Annotated in this window: 26 protein-coding genes; 16 read left to right on the top strand and 10 right to left on the bottom strand. The window is 66.7% G+C overall.

Features of this window, described 5'->3' with window-relative positions:
* Window position 1 precedes the first annotated feature (1 nt).
* The 4 genes from pgeF to KQ910_RS03520 all read right to left on the bottom strand — a co-directional run bounded on the left by pgeF (window position 2) and on the right by KQ910_RS03520 (window position 3,425).
* On the bottom strand, window positions 2-769 hold the full coding sequence (gene pgeF, locus KQ910_RS03535; RefSeq protein ID WP_216957100.1) for a peptidoglycan editing factor PgeF: 768 nt from the start codon (window positions 767-769) through the stop codon (window positions 2-4).
* A 16-nt stretch (window positions 770-785) separates the two neighbouring features.
* Window positions 786-1,859, bottom strand: coding sequence for a class I SAM-dependent methyltransferase (locus tag KQ910_RS03530; protein ID WP_369408283.1), 1,074 nt, complete (start codon window positions 1,857-1,859; stop codon window positions 786-788).
* Between the two features lie 7 nt (window positions 1,860-1,866).
* The gene (gene lgt / locus KQ910_RS03525) at window positions 1,867-2,688 is read right to left on the bottom strand and encodes a prolipoprotein diacylglyceryl transferase (RefSeq protein ID WP_216957099.1); all 822 of its coding nucleotides are present in this window, start codon (window positions 2,686-2,688) and stop codon (window positions 1,867-1,869) included.
* 284 nt (window positions 2,689-2,972) lie between these two features.
* Window positions 2,973-3,425 (bottom strand): type III secretion system chaperone family protein, encoded by a 453-nt coding sequence (locus KQ910_RS03520; protein ID WP_229600310.1) that lies wholly within the window; start codon window positions 3,423-3,425, stop codon window positions 2,973-2,975.
* 434 nt (window positions 3,426-3,859) lie between these two features.
* Here KQ910_RS03520 and KQ910_RS03515 point away from each other — a divergent pair, with 434 nt between their 5' ends.
* From KQ910_RS03515 to KQ910_RS03465, 11 genes are all read left to right on the top strand, one after another.
* Complete coding sequence (locus KQ910_RS03515; RefSeq protein ID WP_216957097.1) at window positions 3,860-5,227, top strand: ABC transporter substrate-binding protein; 1,368 nt, start codon at window positions 3,860-3,862, stop codon at window positions 5,225-5,227.
* Between the two features lie 166 nt (window positions 5,228-5,393).
* Complete coding sequence (ntrB, locus tag KQ910_RS03510) at window positions 5,394-6,239, top strand: nitrate ABC transporter permease (RefSeq protein WP_216963532.1); 846 nt, start codon at window positions 5,394-5,396, stop codon at window positions 6,237-6,239.
* A gap of 7 nt (window positions 6,240-6,246) precedes the next feature.
* On the top strand, window positions 6,247-7,152 hold the full coding sequence (locus tag KQ910_RS03505) for an ABC transporter ATP-binding protein (protein ID WP_216957096.1): 906 nt from the start codon (window positions 6,247-6,249) through the stop codon (window positions 7,150-7,152).
* Window positions 7,149-7,595: a cyanase gene (gene cynS / locus KQ910_RS03500; RefSeq protein ID WP_216957095.1), complete on the top strand. Its 447-nt coding sequence runs from the start codon at window positions 7,149-7,151 to the stop codon at window positions 7,593-7,595. Before KQ910_RS03505 ends, cynS begins: the two co-directional genes overlap by 4 nt.
* Before the next feature lie 86 nt (window positions 7,596-7,681).
* Window positions 7,682-8,416 carry a GntR family transcriptional regulator gene (locus KQ910_RS03495; protein ID WP_369408282.1) on the top strand — a complete coding sequence of 245 codons (735 nt, stop codon included), beginning with the start codon at window positions 7,682-7,684 and terminating at the stop codon, window positions 8,414-8,416.
* Entirely contained in the window at window positions 8,413-9,246 is an 834-nt protein-coding gene (locus tag KQ910_RS03490; RefSeq protein WP_216957094.1) for a transporter substrate-binding domain-containing protein, read from the top strand. The genes KQ910_RS03495 and KQ910_RS03490 overlap by 4 nt, the downstream gene beginning before the upstream one ends.
* 13 nt (window positions 9,247-9,259) lie before the next feature.
* Window positions 9,260-9,940 carry an amino acid ABC transporter permease gene (locus tag KQ910_RS03485; RefSeq protein ID WP_216957093.1) on the top strand — a complete coding sequence of 227 codons (681 nt, stop codon included), beginning with the start codon at window positions 9,260-9,262 and terminating at the stop codon, window positions 9,938-9,940.
* A gap of 13 nt (window positions 9,941-9,953) precedes the next feature.
* Window positions 9,954-10,613 (top strand): amino acid ABC transporter permease, encoded by a 660-nt coding sequence (locus tag KQ910_RS03480; protein WP_216957092.1) that lies wholly within the window; start codon window positions 9,954-9,956, stop codon window positions 10,611-10,613.
* The gene (locus KQ910_RS03475) at window positions 10,610-11,377 is read left to right on the top strand and encodes an amino acid ABC transporter ATP-binding protein (RefSeq protein ID WP_216957091.1); all 768 of its coding nucleotides are present in this window, start codon (window positions 10,610-10,612) and stop codon (window positions 11,375-11,377) included. The genes KQ910_RS03480 and KQ910_RS03475 overlap by 4 nt, the downstream gene beginning before the upstream one ends.
* A 9-nt stretch (window positions 11,378-11,386) precedes the next feature.
* Complete coding sequence (locus KQ910_RS03470) at window positions 11,387-12,301, top strand: aminotransferase class IV (RefSeq protein ID WP_216957090.1); 915 nt, start codon at window positions 11,387-11,389, stop codon at window positions 12,299-12,301.
* Window positions 12,302-12,387: 86 nt separating this feature from the next.
* Window positions 12,388-13,044: a glutathione S-transferase family protein gene (locus tag KQ910_RS03465; protein WP_216957089.1), complete on the top strand. Its 657-nt coding sequence runs from the start codon at window positions 12,388-12,390 to the stop codon at window positions 13,042-13,044.
* Here the strand turns inward: KQ910_RS03465 and KQ910_RS03460 are convergent, their stop codons facing one another.
* The 3 genes from KQ910_RS03460 to KQ910_RS03450 are packed head-to-tail and all read right to left on the bottom strand — an operon-like array spanning window position 13,045 to window position 17,003.
* Window positions 13,045-14,712, bottom strand: a complete 1,668-nt coding sequence (locus tag KQ910_RS03460; RefSeq protein ID WP_216957088.1) for a hydantoinase B/oxoprolinase family protein — start codon at window positions 14,710-14,712, stop codon at window positions 13,045-13,047.
* The gene (locus KQ910_RS03455; RefSeq protein WP_216957087.1) at window positions 14,709-16,724 is read right to left on the bottom strand and encodes a hydantoinase/oxoprolinase family protein; all 2,016 of its coding nucleotides are present in this window, start codon (window positions 16,722-16,724) and stop codon (window positions 14,709-14,711) included. Before KQ910_RS03455 ends, KQ910_RS03460 begins: the two co-directional genes overlap by 4 nt.
* A gap of 12 nt (window positions 16,725-16,736) precedes the next feature.
* Window positions 16,737-17,003, bottom strand: coding sequence for an accessory factor UbiK family protein (locus tag KQ910_RS03450; protein ID WP_216957086.1), 267 nt, complete (start codon window positions 17,001-17,003; stop codon window positions 16,737-16,739).
* A gap of 69 nt (window positions 17,004-17,072) precedes the next feature.
* Between KQ910_RS03450 and KQ910_RS03445 the strand changes: the two genes are divergently transcribed.
* The 5 genes from KQ910_RS03445 to KQ910_RS03425 all read left to right on the top strand — a co-directional run bounded on the left by KQ910_RS03445 (window position 17,073) and on the right by KQ910_RS03425 (window position 20,232).
* Window positions 17,073-17,807, top strand: a complete 735-nt coding sequence (locus KQ910_RS03445) for an enoyl-CoA hydratase/isomerase family protein (RefSeq protein ID WP_216957085.1) — start codon at window positions 17,073-17,075, stop codon at window positions 17,805-17,807.
* 4 nt (window positions 17,808-17,811) lie between these two features.
* Window positions 17,812-18,609 (top strand): pyrroline-5-carboxylate reductase, encoded by a 798-nt coding sequence (proC, locus tag KQ910_RS03440; RefSeq protein ID WP_216957084.1) that lies wholly within the window; start codon window positions 17,812-17,814, stop codon window positions 18,607-18,609.
* Window positions 18,606-19,229, top strand: coding sequence for a TetR/AcrR family transcriptional regulator (locus KQ910_RS03435; protein WP_216957083.1), 624 nt, complete (start codon window positions 18,606-18,608; stop codon window positions 19,227-19,229). The genes proC and KQ910_RS03435 overlap by 4 nt, the downstream gene beginning before the upstream one ends.
* Window positions 19,230-19,360: 131 nt before the next feature.
* On the top strand, window positions 19,361-19,795 hold the full coding sequence (locus KQ910_RS03430) for a phasin family protein (protein ID WP_216957082.1): 435 nt from the start codon (window positions 19,361-19,363) through the stop codon (window positions 19,793-19,795).
* A gap of 98 nt (window positions 19,796-19,893) precedes the next feature.
* Window positions 19,894-20,232, top strand: a complete 339-nt coding sequence (locus KQ910_RS03425) for a tRNA-binding protein (RefSeq protein ID WP_216957081.1) — start codon at window positions 19,894-19,896, stop codon at window positions 20,230-20,232.
* 173 nt (window positions 20,233-20,405) lie between these two features.
* On the opposite strand, the gene KQ910_RS03420 is transcribed toward KQ910_RS03425, so the two are convergent.
* From KQ910_RS03420 to KQ910_RS03410, 3 genes are read right to left on the bottom strand one after another with little or no spacing between them, the layout of a single operon-like run.
* Window positions 20,406-21,281: an isocitrate lyase/PEP mutase family protein gene (locus tag KQ910_RS03420; protein ID WP_216957080.1), complete on the bottom strand. Its 876-nt coding sequence runs from the start codon at window positions 21,279-21,281 to the stop codon at window positions 20,406-20,408.
* 13 nt (window positions 21,282-21,294) lie between these two features.
* Window positions 21,295-22,365 carry a TauD/TfdA family dioxygenase gene (locus KQ910_RS03415; RefSeq protein WP_216957079.1) on the bottom strand — a complete coding sequence of 357 codons (1,071 nt, stop codon included), beginning with the start codon at window positions 22,363-22,365 and terminating at the stop codon, window positions 21,295-21,297.
* An 11-nt stretch (window positions 22,366-22,376) separates the two neighbouring features.
* Window positions 22,377-23,366, bottom strand: coding sequence for a Bug family tripartite tricarboxylate transporter substrate binding protein (locus KQ910_RS03410; RefSeq protein ID WP_216957078.1), 990 nt, complete (start codon window positions 23,364-23,366; stop codon window positions 22,377-22,379).
* Window positions 23,367-23,469 lie beyond the last annotated feature (103 nt).

Genomic DNA, 23,469 nt, shown 5'->3' with positions numbered 1-23,469 from the left:
GTCAGGCCGCGAGGGCGATGGCCGACAGGCCGCGCCCGTAGTCGCGCACACCCTGCAGCGTGTTGCGACGGTAGCTGAAGAAATCGTCGGTGCCGGTCAGCGTGTCGTGTCCTGTCGCCGTCACCGCGACGCCATTGCGTGCGATGCGGTGAACGAGATAGCCCGGCAGGTCGAACATGAAGTGGCCGGCGCGCGCGGCGGTCCTGAAGAACGCCCCGTTGGCCTCGTCCTGCGCCAGGAACGGGGCGGGGAATTCCGGCCCGACTTCATACGACTGCGGGCCGATGCAGGGGCCGACCACGACCTTGATGCGCTCGCGCCGGGCGCCGAGTTTCTCCATCGACGTGATGGTGACGTCGACGATCCCGCCCAGCGCACCCTTCCAGCCGGCATGCGCCGCGCCGATCACCGAGGCGTCGCCGTCTGCCAGCAACACCGGCGCGCAATCGGCAGCCAGCACGCCCAGCACCACGCCGGGCCGGTCGGTCACGAGGCCGTCGGCCTTCGGTGCGCCCGGTGAGCTCCAGCGGCCTTCCGCGACCGTCAGCACGTCCGTCGAATGGGTCTGGTGGACGGTCTGCAGGTCGGGTTCGACGAGGCCGAACTGCTCGGCCACGCGGCGGCGGTTCTCCCGCACATTGTCGGGCGAATCGCCCGAGCCGTAGCCGCAGTTGAGCGAGGAGTAGAGACCGGCGCTGACGCCGCCCTGTCGCGTGAAGAAACGATGCTGCACCCCGTCGAGGGCGGCGAGCGTCTGGGCCTGGATCATCTATTCGTCCGAGGTATCAGTCCGAGGGGGCATCCGAGAAACCGGCCGGCGGGGCGCTCTTGCCGTCGCCGAGAGCCAGCACGCGGAAGAGGGTGCCCATTTGGTCGGGCGCGATCAAGCGGGCCGATGCCGCATCGATGGCATCGGCCTGCGCCGCCTTCGCGCGCTGCTTCAGGGCCTGCGCCCGTTCGGCGAGGCCGAGCCTTCGCAGGAAGTCGCCCTGGCCCACCGGACCGAAAGACGCGACCCCCGATGCGGCGGCAATCGCAGCAAAATCGACATGGGCGCTGAGGTCGGTCTCGCCGGGCCGGTCGAGGATGCCCGCTCCCTGGTGGCCGCGCACCGCCTGCAGCGACGCCGCGCGGCCGGCGCTCTCGAGGCCATAGTCGATGATGAGTGCCCAGCCGCCGTCGCGGGCGATCCGGCCGCCGATGGCGGCGGCCAGCGCGCGGCCGGCTTCGCTCAGTTCCGCCTCGGCGCCTTCCTCGGCATCGGGCAGCACGGAGGCGAAGGGCGTGGCGCCGGGCGCCAGGGCGAGACGCAGTTCGCCGTGCTCGTCGAGGCCGACCATGCGCTCGCGCCAGCCCGCCGCGGTGCGATGGAACTGGCGCACCGGCAGGGCGTCGAAGAATTCGTTGGCGACCAACAGCAGCGGCCCTTCGGGCACCTCGTCGAAGCGTTCGTGCCAGGTCGGGCGATAGGCCTGCAGCGCGGCGCGCTGGGCCGCGCGCATCGGCGCATTGGTGTCGACCAGGTGAAGGTCGAGCGCGGCATGGAAGCCCGGCACGCCGCGCGTCGCGCGCAGCGCGTCGGCCATCAAGGTGCCGCGGCCGGGGCCGAGTTCGACCAGCCGCACGGGCGACGGCCGGCCCATCGCGAGCCAGCGTTCGGCCAGCCAGGCGCCGATCAGCTCGCCGAACATCTGCGAGATTTCGGGCGCGGTGGTGAAGTCGCCGGCGGCGCCCACCGGCACGGCACGGCGATAGTAGCCGAGCCGCGGATGGCCCAGTGCCTCTGCCATGAAGTCGGCCAGCGAGATCGGGCCGGTGAGCGCGATGCGGCGCGCGATCAGCCCGCCCAGTTCGGTCACGGCCCAATCATGGCAAGACGGGCTTCCGGTAGGCGCGCGAGATCAACCACACGCCGAACAGGAGCACCGGCAGCGACAGCAGCATGCCCATGGTGATCGGCCCCCACAGGTAACCGAGATGAGCGTCGGGCTCTCGGAAGATCTCGCCGACGATGCGTGCGAGACCGTAACCCGCGCAGAACACGCCGGTCAGCAGGCCGGGACGGCGGCGGCCGTCGGTCAACTTCCAGACCGCGACCACGATCAGGGTGAGCAGCACGCCCTCGAAGAAGGCCTGGTAGAGCTGGCTGGGATGACGCGGCAGCGGCCCGCCGCGCGGGAAGACCATGGCCCAGGGCACGTCGCTGACCCTGCCCCACAGTTCGCCGTTGATGAAGTTGGCGAGGCGGCCGAAGAGCAGGCCGAGCGGCGCCACGATCGCCACCAGGTCCGACAGCATGAAGGGATCGGCCTTGTTGCGCATCGCGAAGAGCAGGATGGCGGCGATGACGCCCAGCAGACCGCCATGGAACGACATGCCGCCTTCCCACAGGGTGAGCGCGGCGAGCGGATGTTCGATGTAGAAGCCCGGCTTGTAGAAAAGCACGTAACCCAGCCGGCCGCCGAGGATCACGCCGAGCGCGGCCCACAGCAGGAAATCGTCGATCTTGAGCGGCGACAGCACCTTCGGCGGCTGGTCGCAGACCCGGCGCATGACCTGCCAGCCGATCACCAGGCCGGCGATGTAGGCCAGCGCGTACCAGCGGATGGCGAACGGCCCGAGCTGCACCAGCACCGGGTCGATCTGGGGGTAGGGGATCGCGAGGAGGGTCGCGGAAAGCATGTTCATGAGGGCGACCCTTATAGCGCGGGCTATCGCAGATGAATCAAGGATCCCTCACTTCGTTCGGGATGACACGGCTTTTTGCATCGGCGCACTGCGTCAACTTCTGCAAGTGTGTCATCCCGAACGCAGTGAGGGATCCTTCGCTTTCCTTCGAAATTAATGGATTGGGGCTGCCTGTCCTCAAAATCGTCGCGGCGCCGATCCTGGAGGACCGGCGCCGCTGGGGACTATCCGAACTATCTTTTTTGTAGTGTTGAGAGAGGGGGCGTCGGAAGGTCCTTGTCGGCTCAGGCTTCGCCGACCGTCTCGAGGATCGAGGCGGTCAACGCGTCGGCGGGGCTCTTGCCGGCCCAGACGACGTACTGAAAGGCGGGGTAGAAGCGCTCGCTCTCGGTGATCGCCACCTCGACGAGGTCGTTGAGTTGCTCGGCCATCAAGCCATTGGTGCCGCGCAGCGGGATGGCGTGGCGGAACATCGGCAGGCCCTCTTCGCTCCACAGATCGAAGTGACCCAGCCACATCTTCTCGTTGATCAGCCCGAGCAGGCAATGAATGTCGCTGTGACGCTCGGCCGGAATGCGGACGTCGTAGGCGCAGGTGAAGTGCAGCGCCTCGACGTCGTCCCGCCAGCTGAAGAACATGCGGTAGTCGCACCAGCGACCCGCGACCTCGACGGCGATTTCCCGGTCCGAGGTCCGGTCGAACGGCCAATCGTTGGCGGATACGACTCTTTCGATCATTTCGAGCGGGTTCAGATCGGCTTTCCGCCTGGTCCGCTCTTGTCGTGTTAACGCCATCGACCCGCTCCCCAACCATTCCGCCGTGCGGCTCATTGGAGCCATTCTTGAGGCGGGTGGTCGACATATCGTGGTGGGCACCCAACAACCCACTAGCGGTAGCCTGCCATAAGCCTATCTCGCCACGCAATAACAAAGGCCCGTGTAAAACGGGGAAAGAGTCAGGGATTCCATGAATTTAATCCCCAACGTTAAGATTCGAGTCCGGAGATTCCGCAGGACGAATCGGAAAAGACTGCCGAAAATTTGAGCAAAAACACGCTTTGATCGCCGTTTGCCCCGCCTTTCCCGGCCGCCTGCGCGGTTGGCACAGGCCTTGCCTCTTCCCCCTGCAAGCACCCCGGCACCTGCCGGAACAAGACGTGGAGGAGGCTTCGATGTTCAAGGACCCGTTCGATCCCAAGGCCCTGCTCGGCCGCGGGACCTGCAGCTGCGGCGGCAATCATGCCCAGCGCGACCACGACCGGCTGACCGCCGCCTCCGTCCCGGCCGGGGAAGAGGATCGCTGGAACCGCGTGGTCGATACCGCCGTCCTGCGCGCTGTCTTTCCGGTCGACGCCCAGCGCCGCCAGTTCCTGAAGACCGTGGGCGCGGCCACCGCGATGGCCGCCATCTCCTCCGTCCTGCCGCTCGGCGCCGCCCGCGAGGCCTTCGCCCAGGGGGGCGCACCGGAGAAGAAGGACCTCAAGGTCGGCTTCATCCCGATCACCTGCGCCACGCCGATCATCATGGCCCATCCGATGGGCTTCTATTCCAAGCAGGGCCTCAACGTCGAAGTGGTGAAGACGGCCGGCTGGGCGGTGATCCGCGACAAGTCGCTGGCCAAGGAATACGACGCCTCGCACATGCTCTCGCCGATGCCGATCGCCATCTCCCTGGGGGTCGGCTCGAACCCGGTGCCGTGGACGATGCCGGCGATCGAGAACATCAACGGCCAGGCGATCACCCTCGCCAACAAGCACAAGGACAAGCGCAACCCGAAGGACTGGAAGGGCTTCCGCTTCGCCGTCCCGTTCGACTACTCGATGCACAACTACCTGCTGCGCTACTACGTGGCGGAGCACGGGCTCGACCCCGACAAGGACATCTCGATCCGCTCGGTGCCGCCGCCCGAGATGGTCGCCAACCTGCGCGCCGACAATATCGACGGCTATCTCGGCCCCGATCCGTTCAACCAGCGCGCCGTGTTCGACGGCATCGGCTTCATCCACCTGCTGACCAAGGAACTGTGGGACGGCCATCCCTGTTGCGCCTTCACCGTCAGCAAGGAATTCGCGACCCAGAATCCGAACTCCTATCGCGCGCTGCTGAAGTCGATCATCGATGCGACCGCCTACGCCCACAAGCAGGAGAACCGCAAGGAGATCGCCAAGGCGATCGCGCCGGCCAACTACCTGAACCAGCCCGAGACGGTGCTGGAGCAGATCCTGACCGGCACCTATGCCGACGGGCTGGGCGGGGTGAAGAAGGATCCCGACCGCATCGACTTCGATCCGTTCCCGTGGAACCAGTTCGCGATCTGGATCATGACCCAGATGAAGCGCTGGGGTCAGCTCAAGGCCGACGTCGACTACGCCAAGGTCGCGTCCGAGGTCTATCTCGCCACCGACACGGCGAGCATGATGAAGGAGATGGGCCTGACGCCGCCCGATCCGTCGAAGAAGACAATCGTGGTGATGGGCAAGCCCTTCGATGCGTCCAAGCCCGCCGAGTACGTCAACAGCTTCGCGATCAAGCGGACCTGATCTTGTCGGCTCCATCAAACACCAACCTCATCCTGAGGAGGCTGCGCAGCAGCCGTCTCGAAGGATGGGCAGCAGGCACGGTGACCTTGGCCCATCCTTCGAGACGCTCGCTGCGCTCGCTCCCCAGGATGAGGTCTTTGCTTTTGGTGCGTGAGGCACACGCATGATGAAAACCTCGCTCGGCATGCGGGCGGGCCTGCTGTCGCTCCTGATCTTCGTGGCGATCGTCGCGATCTGGCACGTCGCCACGCTGCCGACGGCCGCGAGCGGTCCGGCGGTCGATCCGGAGTATGCCAAGCTGGTCGGCGCCGCGGCGGCCACCGGCTCGAAGTCGGCGATGCCGACACCGGCCGACATCGGCGCCACGATCTGGAAGCACCTCGCCGATCCCTTCTACGTGCGCGGCAGCAACGATAAGGGCATCGGCATCCAGCTCGCCTATTCGCTGGGCCGCGTGCTGCTGGGCTTCGGTCTCGCGGCGCTGGTCGCGATCCCGCTCGGATTCCTGATCGGCATGTCGCCGCTCGTCTATCGCGCGCTCGATCCGTTCATCCAGATCCTGAAGCCCGTCTCGCCGCTCGCCTGGATGCCGCTCGCCCTCTACACCATCAAGGACAGCGCCATCTCGTCGATCTTCGTGATCTTCATCTGCTCGGTCTGGCCGATGCTGATCAACACGGCGTTCGGCGTGGGCAGCGTGCGCCGCGAATGGCTGAACGTCGCGCGCACCCTCGAGGTCGGTCCCTTCCGCACCGCCTTCAAGGTGATCCTGCCGGCCGCGGCGCCGACCATCATGACCGGCATGCGCATCTCCGTCGGTATCGCCTGGCTGGTGATCGTGGCGGCCGAGATGCTCGTGGGCGGCACCGGCATCGGCTACTTCGTCTGGAACGAGTGGAACAACCTCTCGATCGCCAACATCGTGACCGCGATCCTGCTGATCGGGCTGGTCGGTCTCCTGCTCGACCAGGGCCTGGCGTATCTCGCCAGGCTCGTCACCTATCCGGAATAGGCGCGCCATGGAGAATCGTCCGCTCATCAGCGTCGAAGGGCTCGCGCGCTGCTTCGGCGAGACCGGCCAGCCGGCCGTGTTCGAGGATATCTGGTTCGGCGTCGACAAGGGCGAGTTCTGCTGCCTGATCGGTCATTCCGGCTGCGGCAAGACTACGATCCTGAACGTGCTTGCCGGCCTCGACAGTCCGAGCGGCGGCGCCGTCATCGTCGACAATCGCGAGATCGACGGGCCGAGTCTCGACCGCGCCGTGATCTTCCAGGGCCACGCGCTGCTGCCGTGGATGACGGTGATGGGCAACATCGCCTTCGCCGTCTCCTCGCGCTGGCCGAAATGGGACCGCGCCAAGGTGCAGGAGCATGCGCGCAAGTTCATCGAGTTGGTCGGGCTCGCGGGTGCGGAGAGCAAGCGGCCGGCGCAGCTCTCCGGCGGCATGAAGCAGCGCGTCGGCATCGCCCGCGCGCTGTCGATCCAGCCCAAGATGCTGCTGATGGACGAGCCGTTCAGCGCCCTCGACGCGCTGACGCGCGGCATGCTGCAGGACGAGGTGCTGCGTATCTGCGCCGATACGCAGCAGACCGTGTTCATGATCACCCACGACGTCGACGAGGCGATCCTGCTGGCCGACAAGATCGTGCTGATGACCAACGGGCCGGGCGCGCGCATCGCCGAGATCGTGGTCAACACCATGCCGAAGAACGAGCGGCACCGGAACGACCTGCACCGCCATCCGCAGTACTACGCGATCCGCAACCATCTGGTGGAATTCCTCGTGAACCGCTCGAAGGCGTTCGACAAGGAGATCGCCGAGCATGGCTTCGATCCGCGGCGGCCGAAGCTGGTGAAACCAGGACTGTCGGCGGTCAATCCGCCGGCCGAGATCGTGCCTTTAACAACCGGGAGACGGCAATGAAGCGGGCTGAAGTCACAGAGAAGATCCTGACGGCCAAGCGCATGAAGGAGCTGAGCTGGGAGGAGATCGCCAAGAAGATCGGCGGCGCCTCGAAGATCATCGTCACCGCGGCCTGCATGGGCCAGATGAAGATGACCAAGGAGCAGGCCACCAAGGCCGGCAAGCTGTTCGGCCTGGGCAAGGAAGAAGTGCTGCTGCTGCAGGAAGTCCCGTATCGCGGCTCGCTGCCCCAGATCCCGCCGACCGACCCTCTGATCTACCGCTTCTACGAGCTGGTGCAGGTCTACGGCACGACCTGGAAGGAACTGATCCAGGAGGAATTCGGCGACGGCATCATGAGCGCCATCGACTTCGACATGACCATGGAGCGCCAGCCCGACCAGAAGGGCGACCGGGTGAAGATCGCCATGTCGGGCAAGTTCCTGGGGTACAAGAGCTACTGATCGACCGGCCGTCGCACTCCTTGTGCGGCGGCCTTTCACTATGCCAGATTGTCAACAATCGACGATTGGGTTTGCGAGGACGTCAGGTGGCTCTTTCCGATGTCTCGATGCGGGACGTGGGTGTGCATCTTGAGCGCGTGCCGAAGGCGACGTTGCGCGCGCATATCGTCGAGCGGCTGCGGTCCGCGATCCTGGCCGGTGACATTCCGCCGGGGGCGCCGCTGGTCGAGACGGCGCTGTCGGAACGCTTCGATGTCAGCCGCGGGCCGTTGCGCGAGGCGCTGCGGCAGTTGATCGAGGAGGGGCTGGTCGTGACCGTGCCCTACACCGGAACGCGTGTCGCCGAACTCTCGGTCGAGGACGTCCACGAAATCTATTCGCTGCGCACGGTGCTGGAGACCTTCGCCTTCGAGCAGGTCTGGCTGCGGCGCGACGATCGCTTCCGTGCCGAGTTGAAGCGCCGCAACGAGGCGCTGATCGCCACGATCGATGCCGGCGAAGATCGCGCCAGCATCCTTGCAGAACTCGAATTCCACGGACTCGTCTACGAGGCGAGCGGCCACAAGCTCCTGCAGCGCGCCTGGCACGGCCTGCGCGGCCGGCTGCAACTCTATTGGGCGGCGCATCATCGCGCGCACGGACGGCGCGGTCCGAAGCGCGACAGCCACGACAGCTATATCAGGGCGGCCTTCGGGCCCGACATCGAGGCGATGAAGGCCGAGATCGCCGATCACATGCGTCGGGGCATGGAAACCACGGATAGGTTCCTGCGCTCGATTCCGACTTCGTCCGGGAAGCCAAGAAGGGGAGACAATTCATGACCATCAATCGACGTTCGCTGTTTGCCGTTGCCGCCGCGAGCGGCGTGGCCCTGGCAATTCCGTTCGCGGCCCGTGCCGACGGCACGCTGGACGCGATCAAGAAGCGCGGCGTGTTGCGCGTCGGTGTCACCCAGGCGCCGCCCTGGTATTCGAAGGATCCCAAGACCGGCGAATGGGCGTCCGGTCTCGGCATCGCGATGGGCAAGGCGATGGCGCAGACGCTCGGCGTGAAGTTCGAGCCGGTCGAAGTGACGTGGGGCAACGCGATCGCCGCACTCCAAGGCGACAAGATCGACCTGATGTTCATGCTCGACGCCACCGCCGAGCGCAAGCAGGCCGCCAACTTCCCCGAGTCGCCGCTGCTCTGGTACTCGCTCGCCGTGCTGGCGCGCGACGACCTCGACGCCAAGACCTGGGAGGACCTCAACAAGCAGGGCGTACGCATCGCCGTGCCGCAGGCCTCGACCATGGACCGCTGGGCCACGCAGCACACGCCCAAGGCCGACATCCAGCGCTTCCCCGGCAATGCCGAGGCGATCGCGGCCTTCCAGTCGGGCCGCGTCGATGCCGTGCTGCTCTTCCATCCGCCGCTGCTCGCCGCGCGCCAGCGGCTCGGCAAGGGCAAGATCGTGGTGCCGCTGCCCGCGGAATCGCAGCCCTCCAGTGTGGCGCTGCGCAAGGGCGACACAGCGTTCACCGAATGGGTCGATAAGCAGATCGCGGGCTACTACAAGAGCGGCCAGACTCAGAAGTACTACGATCAGGCGCTCGCGGACTTCGGCCTCGATCCCAAGCTCGCGCCGCCGGTCATGAAGGAAATGATCAAGTAGGCGGCGCCGCCTCTTGGCCTACCAGTGGGACTTCTCGCCGGTCCTCGCCAACGCACCTTTGTTGGCGCAGGGGCTGGCGAACACGCTCAAGATCACGGGCACGGCGCTGGTCTGCGGCGTCGTGCTGGGTCTGGCGCTGGCGCTGCTGCGCCTGTCGCCCCGGCGGTTCCTGTCGTGGCCGGCCGGCTTCGTCATAGAAGTGTTCCGCACGACGCCGCCGCTGGTCCAGCTCTTCTGGTTCTTCTTCGCGCTGCCGATCCTGGTCGGCATCGAGATGACGCCCTTCGTGGCCGGCGCCGTCACCTTCTCGATCCAGTCGGCCGCGTTCTTCGCCGAGGTGTTCCGAGCCGGCATCCAGTCGATCGAGCGTGGTCAATGGGACGGCGCGCGCGCCATCGGCATGCGCCACGACCAGGCGATGCGTCGCATCATCCTGCCGCAGGCGGTGAAACGCATGATCCCGGCCTTCATGGAGCGCGCCATCGAGCTCATGAAGACCACGACGCTGATCGCCACCATCTCCTATGCCGACCTGCTGTTTGCCGCCAACGAGGTCTCGCAGAAGACCTTCCGGCCGCTCGAGACCTATACGGTCGTGGCGTTGATCTATTTCGTGGTGATCTTCCTCGCGAGCCAGGTCGCCCGACTGGTCGAGCTGCGGCTGGCGCGCAGCGGCGAAAGCACAGTGCATTGAGCGGGGTGCATTGATGCGCTGGGATTTCGCCTCGGTCTTCGAGAACACCGATGCGCTGCTGGTCGGCGCGGCCGGCACCCTGCGCATCTTCGCCATCTGCCTGGTGCTGGGGCTCAGCCTCGGCCTGCTGGTCGGCCTCGGCCGCTACTCGCGCAACCGCTGGCTCCATATACCGGCGACGATCTTCGTCGAGTTCTTCCGCAATACGCCGGTGCTCGTGCAGATCCTGTGGTTCTACTTCGCGCTGCCGATCCTGCTGCCCTTCCAGATCTCGCCGCTTGCCGCCGCCTCGCTCGGCATCTCGCTCAACTCGGCCGCCTTCTCGGCGGAGATCTACCGCGGCGGCATCCAGTCGATCGAGACTGGCCAATGGGACGGCGCGCGGGCGCTCGGCATGCGCTGGGGCCAGGCGATGCGGCGCATCATCCTGCCGCAGGCCCTGAAGCGCATGCTGCCGGCGCTGACCAACCGCGCCATCGAGATCTTCAAGATGTCGACGCTGGCCTCGGCCGTGGCCTATGTCGAGCTGCTGCAGCAGGGCAAGCTGATCGCCTCGCTCAACTACAATCCGATCGAGGCCTATACCGCCGTCGCCCTGATCTTCTTCGTGTTCCTGTGGCCGCTGGTGCAGTTCAGCTATTTCCTCGAACGTCGGCTGAGGCGGGACGAATGACCATCCTCCGCGTCTCCGGCCTCACCAAGCGCTTCGGCGCCACCGACGTGCTGCGCGGCATCGATCTCGAGGTGGCGCGCGGCGAGCGCATCGCGATCCTCGGCGCCTCGGGTTCGGGCAAGAGCACGCTGCTGCGCTGCCTCAACTTCATGGAGCGTCCGAGCGGCGGCACGATTGCGCTCGACGGCCAGCTGCTCGGCCGCGAGGGCCGGACGGCTGAGCGGATCTATCGCGAGAACGAGCTGATCCAGGTGCGCCAGCGGGTCGGCATGGTGTTCCAGCAGTTCAATCTCTTCCCGCACATGACGGCGATCGGCAACGTGATGGAGGGGCTGCGTACCGTGCGCGGCCTGCCGAGGCCCGAAGCCGAGACACGGGCGCGGCAGGAACTGGCGCGGGTCGGACTCGCCGAGAAGGCGGACACCTACCCGGCACATCTCTCGGGCGGGCAGAAGCAGCGCGTCGCCATCGCGCGGGCGCTCGCGATGGAGCCCGAGATGCTGCTGTTCGACGAGCCGACCTCGGCGCTCGATCCGGAACTGGTCGGCGAGGTGCTGGCCGTCATCCTCGCCCTCGCGGAAGAGGGCCGCACCATGCTGCTCGTCACGCATGAGCTGGGCTTCGCCTACCACGTCGCGACGCGGATCATCTTCCTGGCCGACGGCGCGATTCATGAGCAGGGCACCCCGGACGAAGTGCTCAAGAATCCGAGGAAGGAGCGCACGCGCGCCTTCCTCGCCAGCCACAGGCAATTCAGCTTCTAGGGAAACGTCATGAGCAACGAGCAGGCGAGCGCCCAGGCCTATCTGGCCGATGCGCGCAACGACCAGGTGCTGGTCTACGTGAACGGGGAGTTCTTCCCGCGCAACGAGGCGAGGGTATCGGTGTTCGATTCCGGCTTCGTGCTGGGCGACGGCGTGTGGGAGGGGTTGCGCCTCATAAAAGGCAAGCTGATCAGTCTCGAAGCCCATCTCGATCGCCTGTTCGAGGGCGCGCGCTCGATCGATCTCGATATCGGGCTCGACCGTGCGGGCGTAGCGAAGGTCGTGACCGATACGCTGGCGAAGAACGGCATGACCGACGGCGCGCATGTCCGCCTCATGATCACCCGCGGCCTGAAGAAGACTCCCAACCAGGATCCGCGCTTCGTGATCGGCAAGGCCACGATCGTCTGCGTCGCCGAATACAAGACACCGATCCCCGAGGCCAAGGCCAAGGGCTATTCGCTCTTCACCTCGACCTTCCGCACGACCCAGCCCGACCAGTTCGACCTGCGTCTCAACTCGCATTCGCGGCTGAACCTCATTCAGGCGCTGATACAAGCGATCAAGGCCGGCGCCGACGAGGCGCTGATGCTCGACCCGCGCGGCTTCGTGGCCTCGTGCAACTCGACCAACTTCTTCATCGTGCGCGGCCGCGAGCTGTGGACCTCGACCAGCCTCTACAGCTTCAAGGGCATTACCCAGCAGAACGTGATCGACGCCTGGCGCGCCGCCGGCAACGTCGCGAAGGAATGCGACTTCACGCTGGCGCAGGTCTACTCCGCCGACGAGGCTTTCGTGACCGGCACCCTGGGCGGCGTTACGCCGGCCACGAAGATCGACGGCCGTTTTATCGGCGACGGCAAGGCGGGAAAGGTCACGAAGGAAGCCAGCGATCTCTATCTGAGGTCGGTGGGCGCCCTCTGATGTCCTGCCACTTGGACAAGTTTCCTTCATCCTTGCCCTACCGAACCCCGTTCGGCGGAGCGGGAGGAACGATCTAGGTTGGCGCCATGAGCCAGCCGTCCCCGCCCTATCGCCTCCATTGCTTCCCCGAGTCGGGCAACAGCTACAAGCTGGCGCTGATGCTGGCCCTCTGCGGCCAGACCTTCGAGCCGGTCTGGACCGACTTCGGCGGCGGCGTCACGCGCACGCCCGAATGGCGCGCCAGGGTCAACGAGATGGGCGAGATCCCTGTACTTGAAGAGAATGGCGAGCGCCTGACCCAGACCGCGCCGATCCTGCTCAGACTTGCCGAGCGCCATGGCCGGTTTGGCGGGCAGAGCGACGTGGAGAAGTTCGAGATCCTGCGCTGGTTGTTCTGGGACAATCACAAGCTCACCAGCTACATGGCGACCTACCGCTACATTCGCGCCTTCACCCCTTCGCCTGATCCCGCCGTGCTCGCCTTCCTGCGCAAGCGCATCGACGGCTGTCTCGGCATCGTGAATGACCACCTCGCGGATCGCCCGTTCGTGATCGGCGACAAGCCGACGATCGCCGATATCTCGATGATGGCTTATCTGTCCTTTCCCGGGCACGAAGCCGGCTACGATCTCGCGGTCAGCCATCCCGCCGTGAAGGCGTGGCTTCTGCGCATGGCGGCACTTCCCGGGTGGAAGGCCCCGTACGACCTGCTCCCCGGCAAGCGGATGCACTGCTACGTATAGCTACTCCGCCGCGAGCTTCCGCACGCTGCGCGGATCGCGCGTGAGGAGACCGTCGGCCAGGTCGCGATCGATCATCGAATCGGGGCGCTCGACGACGCGGCCGAAGCCCGCGCCGCCGCCCACGAACATCTCGACGATGTCGCCCTTGCCGAGATCGAGGGCGGCCTTGCTTTTCAGCTCCTCGACGCTGCCGTCGGCACGGAACACCCGACAGTAGCCGCGCTGGCCGGGCTCGCCGCCCAGAAGGCCCTCGGGGGCGAGGCGGAATCGGTCGGAGTAGATCGCGAGCTGCACGTCGTCGTGCAGGATCTCGCAGCGCCGCGTGAAGCCCGCGCCGCCGCGTCGTGCGCCCAGGCCGAATGAGTCCGGCGCCAGCTCGTAGCCGACGATGCGGAAGAAACCGTAGTCGATGTCGAGCGATTCGACCGGCGCGTTGGAGCAGTTGCTGAGCGGCGAATCGACGGCGTCGCAGCCGTCGGCATCGCGCGAGGCGCCGTAGCCGCCACCGAAGATTTCAAGATAGACGCTGTAGCCCTTCTCGCCGAGATGGGAGAGGCAGAAGGCGGTGGTGCAGTCGAAGCCAGTGGCGATCACCTTGTCGGGGAGCGCCTGGGCCAGCGCCTTCATCACGGCGTTGAACACGCGATAGGCCGGGATCATGCGGGCGCGCACCGGCGCCGGCGGCCGCGGGTTGAGCAGCGAGCCGTAGGGCACCTTGATCGTGATCGGCCGCGCCATTCCTTCGTTGTAGGGAATATCGGGACTGGTCAGCACCGACTTCACGCAGCTGAGCGCCGCCGACAGCGTGCTGGAGTAGGGACAGTTGAGGTTGCGCTTCACCTGCGCGCAGGTGCCCTCGAAATCGATCTCGACCGAATCCTCGGCGATGGTGACCTTGGCCTTCACCACCAGCGGCTCGTCGGTGAGGCCGTCATCGTCGACCGCGTCCTCGCCGTAGAAGATGCCCTTGGGGGCCTGCGCGATGGCCGCGCGCACGCGGCGCTCGGAATAATCCTGCATCTCGCGCATCGCGGCCTCGACCTTGTCGGTGCCGTAGCGCTCGCAGAGCTGCTTTACCCGCAACACCCCGATGGCATTTGCGGCGAACTGCGCATTGAAGTCTCCGATCGTGAGGTCGGGCACGCGCACGTTGGCCGTCACGAGGCGCTCGAACGAGCCGCCGTTCCAGTCGTGCTCGAAACTGTAGCGCGAGGGCGGGAAGCGCAGCCCTTCCTGATAGACGTCGGAGGCATGGATGTTGAGGCCGGGCGCGCCGCCGCCGAGGTCGAGATGATGCGCCACCGAGGCGCCGAAACCGACGACCCGGCCTTCGACGAAGATCGGCGTGAAGATGAAGACGTCGGGGATGTGCTGGCCGCCCTCGAACGGGTCGTTGTTGATGAGGAAGTCGCCTTCCTTCAGCGTCTCGACGGGATGGCGCCGCAGGCAGGCGCGCAAGGTCTCGCCGATCGGGCCGAGCTGCATGGGGATCAGCTCGGCCTGCGCCACCGTGTTGCCGTCGCGGTCCATCAGGCCGGCCGAGCCGTCGCGCGCCTCGCGCAGGATGGTCGAGTAGGCGGAGCGGATCAGCTTGACGCCCATTTCGCGGGCGCCGGCGATCAGCGCCTGGCTGATCACGGCATAGTCGATCGGGCCGAGCTGGCTCATGGCGATCTCCGGAGGATCAGATTGTCTGCAGCGTCGAGCCCGGCCGTCCAGCCCGGCGGGACCCAGGTCGTCGCGGTGTAGCCTTCGATGACGGCGGGGCCTGTGATCTGCTCGTCCGCGTCCAGCGCCTCGGCGGTGTGACGGGCGCAATCGAGCCAGGCTTCGCCGTGGAAGATCTTGGCCTGTTCGGGGGCGCGGGCTTCGAGCTTTTCGCGATCGAGCTTCGGCGCGCCGCCGATCGGCAGGGTGGCGCCCACGCGGAGCGTCACGATCTCGACCGGGCGGTCGAGCGTGGCACCGTGCATGAAGGTGCGGTGGTGGGCGTCGGCGAACAGGCCCGACAGATAGGTCGCGTCGAGCGAATCGAGACGCTCGGCCGGGATCTCGACACCGACCTCGAAGGCTTGTCCTACGAATCGCATGTCGAGCGTGTGTGTGTAGTCGAGTTCGCCCGGCAGCTTCATGTCGGCGAACTGCGCGGCAAGCCGGTCACGCATCTCGCCGAAGATACGGCCGGCGTCGCGAGCCGCCGCGTCGTCGAGCTTCATCTTGCGCGTGACGGCGTCGAACTTGGTGTAGTCGGACGCGACCAGGCCGTAGGCCGAGATCACGCCGGCATTGGGCGGTACAACGATGGTCGAGATGCCCAGCTCCTCGGCGATGCGCGCGGCATGGAGCGGGCCCGCACCGCCGAACGGCACCAGTGCGTAGTCGCGCGGATCGCGCCCGCGCTCGGTCGAGACGAGCTGGATGGCGCGCACGATATTGGCGTCGGCGAGCTGCAATGCCGAGGAAGCGGCCTGCTCGACGCTCAGCGCAAAGCGCTCGGCCAGCGGCTCGAAGGCGCGGCGTGCGGCTTCGCCGTCGAGCTGCATACGGCCGCCGAGGAAGGCACCCGGCCGGATCGTGCCGATGACGATATGGGCGTCGGTGGTCGCGGGCTCGGTGCCGCCGCGGCCATAACAGGCCGGGCCGGGATCGGCGCCGGCGCTTTGCGGGCCGACGCGCAGCATGCCGCCATCGTCGACCCAGGCGAGCGAGCCGCCGCCGGCGCCCACGGAAACGATGTCGAGCACGGGCGTGCGGATCGGCAGGCCGTCGATCTCGGTCTCGGCGGCCAGAGAGGGCCGGCCATCCTGCACCAGGCAGACGTCGGTCGAGGTGCCACCCATGTCGAAGGTGATGAGATCCTTGTAGCCCGAGCGGGCGGCCTGGCGCGTGGCGCCGACCACGCCGGCGGCGGGACCTGAATAGAGCGCCGTGATCGCGCTCTGGCGCATCGCCTCGGCGGGCAGGCGTCCGCCGTTGGATTGCATCACGGTGAAACGGCCCTTGAAACCCGCCTCGGCGAGCTTGCCTTCGAAGCGGTGCAGGTAGCCGTCGATCACCGGCTGCACATAGGCCGAGAGCAGCGTCGTCGAAGCGCGCTCGAACTCGCGGAACTCGCGCGCGACCTGATGGCTGCAGGTCACGAGAACGCCCGGCAGCGCGTCGCCGATCAGCGCGGCCAGCCGCTTCTCGTGCACCGGATCGGCATAGGCGTTCAGCAGGCAGATCGCGACGGCGCGATAGCCGCCGTCCCTGAGTGCGGGCAGCAGTTCGGCCTTCACCTTCGCTTCGTCGAGCGGCTTCTCGATCGAGCCATCGGCACGCAGACGCTCGACCGCCTCGAAGCAATCCTTGCGGCGCACCGGCGGCGCGGGCTTGGCGTAGAAGAGATCGTAGATGTTGCGCCGGTCGTGACGCTGCATGAACAGCAGGTCGCGAAAGCCCGCCGTCGCGATGAAAGCCACGGTCGCGCCCTTGCGCTCCAGCACGGCATTGGTGGCGACGGTCGAGCCGTGGCCGAGATCTTCGATGCTCGCGAGGTCGATGCCCGATGCGGTGAGGGCGGCGAAGGCGCCGACATCGGGCGACTTCGGCGTGCTCGGGACCTTGGTGACGACCAACCGGCCGCCTTCGACGGCCACGAGGTCGGTGAACGTTCCCCCAACCTCGACGCCGACGCGCATCTTCCGGGCGCCCTACGCTTCGGGGCCGGAGGGGCTGCCGAGCCTGGCCTGCAGCTCGGCGATCTGCTTCTTCAGCTCCTCGTTCTCCTCGCGCGCCCTGGCGGCCATCGCCTTCACGGCGTCGAACTCGTCGCGGCGCGGAATGTCCATGCCGTCCAGGATCTTCGCGATCTGGTCGCGCACGCGGGCCTCGACCTCGCCCTTCACGCCGGTCAGCGCACCCATGGCGCCGTTGGCCACCTTGGTGAGGTCGTCGATGAAGGGATTGCGGGTTTGCATGGCAGCTCTCCTGATGCGGCGAGTATGGGCGGCTGGTAGCATCCGGCGCAAGAAGCACTGGAGGACGCCGTGGGTCTGGTCAAAGTCGAGTCGAGCGAAGGTATCACCACCATCACCATGATGCGCCCGGAGAAGCGCAATGCGCTGACCCAGGAGCTGTGCGACGGGCTCTACGACGCCTATCGCGCCTTCGAGGCGGGCGACGACCAGGTCGCGGTGCTGCAGGCCGACGGCCCGGCCTTCTGCGTCGGCGCCGACCTCACGGCCCCGCCCGCCGCCATGTGGAAGGCGGTGCCGCATGTCAGCCACGCCCTGACCAAGCCGGTCATCGCCGCCACCCAGGGCTGGGTGATCGGCGGCGGCATCTGCCTGGTGATGACCTGCGATCTCATGGTGTCTGCGGATACCACGAAGTTCATGTATCCCGAGGCCAAGGTCGGCGTGTTCGGCGGCCTGATGCCGGGCATCGTCTCGCGCATGCCGCACAAGGTGGCCATGGAACTGCTGCTGCTCGGCGAGGAGATCTCGGTGAAGCGTGCCTACGACGTGGGCTTCGTGAACAAGGTCGTGCCGCTGGGCGAGGAGCGGGCCGAGGCGCGCCGCATGGCCACGATCATCGCCCAGTCCGCGCCGCTGGTGATCCGCACCCTGCGCGACTTCGCCAACCAGACCCTGCCGCGAGGCCCGGCCGAGAACTTCATCCCGGAGCGTTACAAACTAGAGACCATCGCCAATTCCGAGGACCGCAAGGAAGGCGCCGCCGCCTTCCGCGAGAAGCGGGCCGCGAAGTTCAAGGGACGCTGACGCCATGGGCAAGCTGCTCCTGGTCGGTTGCGGCAAGATGGGCGGGGCCATGCTGGACGGCTGGCTGGCGCGCGGCCTCGTGGCTGCCGACATCGTCGTGGCCGAGCCGGTCGAGGCGATCCGTCCCCGGCATGCCGGCGTCCGTGTCGTTTCCTCCTCGACCGAGATGGCGGAGACACCGGAGATCGTCGTGCTGGCGGTGAAGCCGCAGTCGATGGACGAGACGCTGGTCGATCTCCGGCGCTTCGCCGGGCAGGGCTCGGTGTTCCTCTCGATCGCGGCCGGCAAGACGCTGGGCTATTTCGCCGCCCGTCTCGGCCATGCCGCCAAGATCGTGCGCTCCATGCCCAACACGCCGGCGGCGGTGCGCCAGGGAATCACCGTGGCGACGGCGGCGGCCAGCGTGACCGCGGCCGAAAAGAAGCGCTGCCATGAATTGCTGGAAGCGGTCGGCCAGGTCCTGTGGGCCGACGACGAGGCGCTGATGGATCCGGTCACGGCCCTGTCGGGCAGCGGGCCGGCCTATGTCTTCCTGCTGGTCGAGGCGATGGCCGCGGCGGGCGTGAAGGCGGGCCTTCCGGCCGACATGGCCATGCAGCTCGCCCGCGCAACCGTGGCCGGCAGCGGGGAGTTGCTGAAGCAATCGAAGGAGCCCGCGTCGCAGCTCCGCGTCAACGTCACCAGTCCCGGCGGCACCACCGCCGCGGCCCTGCAGGTCCTGATGGCAGATGACGGCATCCAGCCCGTGTTCGACAAGGCGCTCGCCGCCGCCTCGCATCGCTCGAAGGAGCTGGCGGGATGAGTGCGGTGGAAGACAAAGCCCTCGACGCCTTTCTCGGCCTGATCGCCGAGAAGGGCTTTGCGGCGGTTTCCCTTCGTGAGGTGGCTCAGGCCGCCGGCTTGGGCTTTCCCGACCTCTATCGCCTGCATCCCGACAAGATGTCCCTGGCGGCCGCGTTCATGGCGCGCATCGATGCCGAGGTTCTGGCCGGGACGCCGTCGGCGACCGATCCCGAGGAGACGGTGCGCGACCGGCTGTTCGACGTGATGATGCGCCGCTACGACGCGCTGAAGCCGCACCGCGCGGCGCTCCGTGCGCTCCGCCGCGCCGGTACAAGCGATCCGATGGTCGCCCTGGCTATGGGACCGGCCCTGCGGCGCTCGATGTCCGCCATGCTCGAGGCGGCCTCCGTGCCCAGCGACGGTCTCCCCGGTGCATTGCGGCAAAACGGCCTTCTGGCCATTCACTATGCCGTTTCCCGGGTCTTCGACGGGGACGAGACGGGCGATCTGTCAAAGACCATGGCAGCCCTGGACGGGAGGCTGAAGACCGCGGAGCGCTGGTCGCAACTGTTTGACAAATATACAAAATCACCGCGTTCGCGGACGCCGCAGGAGCCGCCGGTTTCGCCTGTGGCGTGAATATTTTGTGCAGTGCACAAAAACTCCCCTTGACTCGCTGCAGTGCATCCCTAAATTAGGCTTCGTTGTGCACCGCAGCAAAGGCGGGGCACCCATGCTTAGCCTTTGTTAGACCCTGCAGGAGAACATCCATGTACGCCAACGGCGCCTTCAAGAACCCCTTCACCGACTTCGACTTCAGCAAGATCTCCAGCGAGTTCAAGCTGCCGGCCGTCAACGTCGAGAGCTTCGTCGAGACCGCGCGCAAGAACTTCGCGACCATCACCTCGCTCAACACCGCCGCCGTCGAGCAGATGAAGACGATCGCGCAGCGCCAGGGCGACATGGTCCGCGCCGCGATGGAAGACCTCTCCAAGCACGGCAGCGAAGTCCTCGCCGCCGCGACCGTCGAGGAGAAGGCCGCCAAGCAGATCGACTTCATGAAGAAGTCGTACGAGTCGGCGATCACCAACTCCAAGGAGCTGGCCGATCTCTACACCAAGGGCCAGTCCGACGCCGTGACGGCGCTGAGCGCCCGCGTCGCCGAGCTGACCGAAGAGGTCAAGGCCGCGATCGCCAAGAAGTAAGCGTTTCGAGCAAGCGTGGGTCGGCCTGTTGCCGATCCGGGAAAGGGGCCGCGTACGTGGCCCCTTTTCTTTTGCGCGCGCGACTCTACTGTCGGCGCATGGCCACCATTGCTTACGAAGATTTCGAGCGCGTCGACATCCGCGTCGGCACCATCGTCGAAGCCGCACCGCTCGAAGGCGCGCGCAAACCCGCCTACAAACTGCTGATCGATTTCGGCGACGGGATCGGCACGAAGAAATCCTCGGCGCAGATCACCGTCCACTACACGCAGCAGGAGCTGGTCGGCCGTCAGGTCGCCGCGGTCGTGAACTTCCCGCCACGCCAGATCGGCAAGTTCATGTCGGAAGTCCTGACCCTCGGCTTCCTCGCCGCCGACGGCAGCGTGGTGCTGATCGCGCCGACCAAGGCCGTTCCGAACGGCGGCAAGCTTTTCTAGCGTGATGGAATCACGCTGGGCCCGACACAATGACCTCACCCTGAGGAGCGGCCGCGAGGCCGCGTCTCGAAGGGTGGGCGCGCGCACCACGTCAGTTGCTCATCCTTCGAGACGGCCGCTTCGCGGCCTCCTCAGGATGAGGTCAGTAGGTCAACCTTAGACGGAAATCTCGACTACTCTGCCGCCTTCGGCACCGGCTCACGAAAGCGGGTGCGATAGCCGTCCCATTCGTCAGCGCCGGAAAGACGGAAGCCCTGTTGCGGCGTGATGTCGGAGAGCGGCGCGGGATGGCGGCCCTTGGCCTTGAGATCGGCCAGCGCCGCGTCGCAGGCGCCGACCACGGTGCGCGTCAGCACACCGGGCAGGATCATCACCGCGTAGTTCATCTTGCCCGCCTCGTCGATCGACAGGTCCGGGGTCTTGCCCTTCCACACCATGTTGAGCAGGCACGGACCCTTCACAAGCTTCGGCACCGAAGCCGTTTCCTCGAGCGTCTGCGGCGCCTCGACGAAGGCCATGTCGGCGCCGGCCTCGATGGCGGCATTGGCGCGGCGGATCGCCTCCTCGAAACCCAGCATGGCGCGCGAATCGGTGCGGGCGATGATGAGGAAGTCCGGATCGACCTTGGCGCTCACTGCCGCGCGGATCTTGGCGACATAGTCCTCGATGGGGACGATGGTCTTGTCCTCGAGGTGGCCGCACTTCTTGGGGAAGCCCTGGTCCTCGATATGGATGCCCGCGACGCCGCGCTTCTCGTACTCGCGCACGGTGCGGATGGCGTTCAGCTCGTTGCCGTAGCCGGTATCGGCGTCGGCGATCACCGGCAGCCTGATCGCCGTGGCGATGCGGCCGGCATTGTCGGCCATCTCCGACATGGTGACGAGGCCGTAGTCGGGATAGCCGAGGCTGGCCGCCGTGCCGGCGCCGGTCATGTAGACCGCCTCGAAGCCGGCGCGTTCGATCGAGCGCGCGGTGATGCAGTCGAAGCAGCCTGGCGCCGCCACCATCCCGCGCTTCATGGCGTCGCGGAATATCTTACCCTTGGACATGTCGCTCTCCTTCTCAGGCGGCCTTCATTCCCATGGCCGCGGCCTGGCGCTCGTCGAAGCCGCGCCGCACTTCGTCGTAGTTCTGGCCTTTCATCACGCCGCGCACCGCGCCGGGCTCGACCGTGCCGTAGAAGACCTCCCAGCTCTGCGGCAGGCGCCGCGAATCGGGGCGGGCCAGCCAGAGCCGGTAGAGCGTGCGCTTCTTCGCCTCGTCTTCATGGTCCTCGAAGCCGGTGCGCGAGTGCAGCATCGTCTGGTTGCACAGGATCTGGAGATCGCCGGGTTCGAGATTCATGCAGAACATGTTCTCGGGCCGGCGCAGCACCGTGTCGAAATACTCCATCGCCTCCTGCTGCAGCGCCGTAAGCGGCGTCGCGCCGTCGAGCCTCAGGGCGTTGACGATGCGGTTGCGGTTCCACTTGCAGAAGACCCGGCCGTTCTCTTCCGTGACGATCGGCGCGGGATACCAAGGCGCTTCGCCCTCGGACTGCTCGCCGTTGCGGCTGAACGGATAGTCGGTCGTCAGGGCCGCGGCATAGTCGGGCCGCTCCTGCTTGACGATGTCGTAGGCGGTGGCGGCGCTGGCGCACATGCTCATGCCGCCGACCGGCGCCTGATTGTAGCAGGAGAGCAGCACCACGTCGGAGCCGTCGACATGGAAGTCGAGCTCGGCGTTGGAGTTGTAGCCGCGGCCGGTCGGGCTACGGTAGTTCATCCCGGCGTTCTTCACCTCGGTGATGTAGTCGCTGGCCTTGTTCTGCGGCCGCGCCACGCCGAAATGCAGGCCGATCGCCCAGGTCATCAGCCTGAATTCGTCAGGCGTGACGCTGGCGCGCGGCAGGTTCTTCACCAGCGCCATGCCACGCCCGTCGCGCACTTCGTGGAAGGCAGCGGCGAGTGTCGGGACCGCCGAGCCGAGATCGAAATCCTCGCGGCGCCACGACAGGATCGGCCGGTCGGCCGATCCGGCCTTGCGCACCGTCGCGATCAGGCCGGCGCCTTCGGTCGGCGACAGCGCATAGATCCAGCCTTTGTCCGCCGCGACGTCGGCGACGGTCCACGAAATGGGAGCGGTCTTTGTCATGGTGTCCTCCGTCAGTCCGCCGTCATGCCGAGTCGGCGGATCGTCTCGCCGGACACCTTGATGTCGCGCTGGAAGCGTTCGCTGAAGGCGGTCGGCGAATCGCCGCCGGGCAGGGAGCCGTATTCGATGATCTTGGCGCGGAACTCCGGCACCGCGAGCACGCTGGCGATGTCCTTCTGGATCGCATCGACGATAGCGGGCGGCGTCCCGGCCGGCGCGAACAGGCCGTACCAGGAATTCTCGTCGAGGCCGGAGAAGCCCTGCTCCTTGAAGGTCGCGACGTTGGGCAAGGCGGGGATGCGCTGCGTGCCCATGATGCCCAGCGCCTTGAGCTTGCCTCCGTTGATCAGGGCCAGGCCCGAGGTGACGCTGGCGATGCCGACATCGACGCGACCGGCGGAGATGTCGCCGACGAACGAGGCCGCGCCCTTGTAGGGGACGTTCAGCAGCTTGATGCCGGCGCTGTCGAAGATGCGCTCGGCCATCAGGCGGCTGCCCGGATCGGGGCTCGCCGACGTGCGCTTGTCGGGCCCTTCCTTGCGCACCAGCTCGACCAGGCCCTTGAGGTCGTTGGCCGGCAGGTCGGGCGTCGCCAGCAGCGTCGCGACCGGATAGGCGACAGCGGTGACCGGCGCGAAAGCCGTCGTCGTGTCGTAGGGCAGCTTCATCAGGTGGGCGTTGATGGCGATGCCCGACACCGCCAGCACCATCGTGTGCCCGTCGGGCTGGGCACGCGCGACGATGGCCGCGCCCACCGAGCCATTGCCGCCGGTTCGGTTGTCGACGATCACCGTCTGGCCCCACTTTTCCTCCAGCGCCTTGGCCATGAGGCGGCCGACGGCATCGGTGCCGCCGCCGGGGCTGTAGGGAACGATGATGGTGACGGTCCTGGTGGGCGCGAAGTTGGACTTGGCGGGGGCCGCGTTCTGGGCCATTGCCGTTGCTGCAACACCCAACGCAAGGGCGATGCCGGCGAACGCCGCTGTGATACTTCTGGCCATCCTCGTTCCTCCTCTTTTTGTTGGTATATAGTTAATACAATATGGCAATCGACATCGAGGCAAGCAGACCGCGCGGCATGGGCCGGCAGGCGAAACCGGGCGC

The organism is Reyranella humidisoli, from assembly GCF_019039055.1.
Lineage (GTDB): Bacteria > Pseudomonadota > Alphaproteobacteria > Reyranellales > Reyranellaceae > Reyranella > Reyranella humidisoli.
Note: the sequence above shows the minus strand (reverse complement) of the source record. Positions and strands in the feature narration are given on the sequence as shown.

Excerpts from the sequence above, each read along its gene's own strand:
- proC (WP_216957084.1), top strand. The coding sequence starts at position 17,812 with ATGGGCAAGCTGCTCCTGGTCGGTTGCGGCAAGATGGGCGGGGCCATG.
- KQ910_RS03420 (WP_216957080.1), bottom strand. The coding sequence starts at position 21,281 with ATGTCCAAGGGTAAGATATTCCGCGACGCCATGAAGCGCGGGATGGTG.
- KQ910_RS03430 (WP_216957082.1), top strand. The coding sequence starts at position 19,361 with ATGTACGCCAACGGCGCCTTCAAGAACCCCTTCACCGACTTCGACTTC.
- KQ910_RS03435 (WP_216957083.1), top strand. The coding sequence starts at position 18,606 with ATGAGTGCGGTGGAAGACAAAGCCCTCGACGCCTTTCTCGGCCTGATC.
- KQ910_RS03465 (WP_216957089.1), top strand. The coding sequence starts at position 12,388 with ATGAGCCAGCCGTCCCCGCCCTATCGCCTCCATTGCTTCCCCGAGTCG.
- KQ910_RS03520 (WP_229600310.1), bottom strand. The coding sequence starts at position 3,425 with ATGATCGAAAGAGTCGTATCCGCCAACGATTGGCCGTTCGACCGGACC.
- KQ910_RS03480 (WP_216957092.1), top strand. The coding sequence starts at position 9,954 with ATGCGCTGGGATTTCGCCTCGGTCTTCGAGAACACCGATGCGCTGCTG.
- lgt (WP_216957099.1), bottom strand. The coding sequence starts at position 2,688 with ATGAACATGCTTTCCGCGACCCTCCTCGCGATCCCCTACCCCCAGATC.
- KQ910_RS03475 (WP_216957091.1), top strand. The coding sequence starts at position 10,610 with ATGACCATCCTCCGCGTCTCCGGCCTCACCAAGCGCTTCGGCGCCACC.
- KQ910_RS03470 (WP_216957090.1), top strand. The coding sequence starts at position 11,387 with ATGAGCAACGAGCAGGCGAGCGCCCAGGCCTATCTGGCCGATGCGCGC.
- KQ910_RS03415 (WP_216957079.1), bottom strand. The coding sequence starts at position 22,365 with ATGACAAAGACCGCTCCCATTTCGTGGACCGTCGCCGACGTCGCGGCG.
- ntrB (WP_216963532.1), top strand. The coding sequence starts at position 5,394 with ATGAAAACCTCGCTCGGCATGCGGGCGGGCCTGCTGTCGCTCCTGATC.
- KQ910_RS03505 (WP_216957096.1), top strand. The coding sequence starts at position 6,247 with ATGGAGAATCGTCCGCTCATCAGCGTCGAAGGGCTCGCGCGCTGCTTC.
- KQ910_RS03450 (WP_216957086.1), bottom strand. The coding sequence starts at position 17,003 with ATGCAAACCCGCAATCCCTTCATCGACGACCTCACCAAGGTGGCCAAC.
- KQ910_RS03425 (WP_216957081.1), top strand. The coding sequence starts at position 19,894 with ATGGCCACCATTGCTTACGAAGATTTCGAGCGCGTCGACATCCGCGTC.
- cynS (WP_216957095.1), top strand. The coding sequence starts at position 7,149 with ATGAAGCGGGCTGAAGTCACAGAGAAGATCCTGACGGCCAAGCGCATG.
- KQ910_RS03515 (WP_216957097.1), top strand. The coding sequence starts at position 3,860 with ATGTTCAAGGACCCGTTCGATCCCAAGGCCCTGCTCGGCCGCGGGACC.
- KQ910_RS03410 (WP_216957078.1), bottom strand. The coding sequence starts at position 23,366 with ATGGCCAGAAGTATCACAGCGGCGTTCGCCGGCATCGCCCTTGCGTTG.
- pgeF (WP_216957100.1), bottom strand. The coding sequence starts at position 769 with ATGATCCAGGCCCAGACGCTCGCCGCCCTCGACGGGGTGCAGCATCGT.
- KQ910_RS03460 (WP_216957088.1), bottom strand. The coding sequence starts at position 14,712 with ATGAGCCAGCTCGGCCCGATCGACTATGCCGTGATCAGCCAGGCGCTG.
- KQ910_RS03455 (WP_216957087.1), bottom strand. The coding sequence starts at position 16,724 with ATGCGCGTCGGCGTCGAGGTTGGGGGAACGTTCACCGACCTCGTGGCC.
- KQ910_RS03490 (WP_216957094.1), top strand. The coding sequence starts at position 8,413 with ATGACCATCAATCGACGTTCGCTGTTTGCCGTTGCCGCCGCGAGCGGC.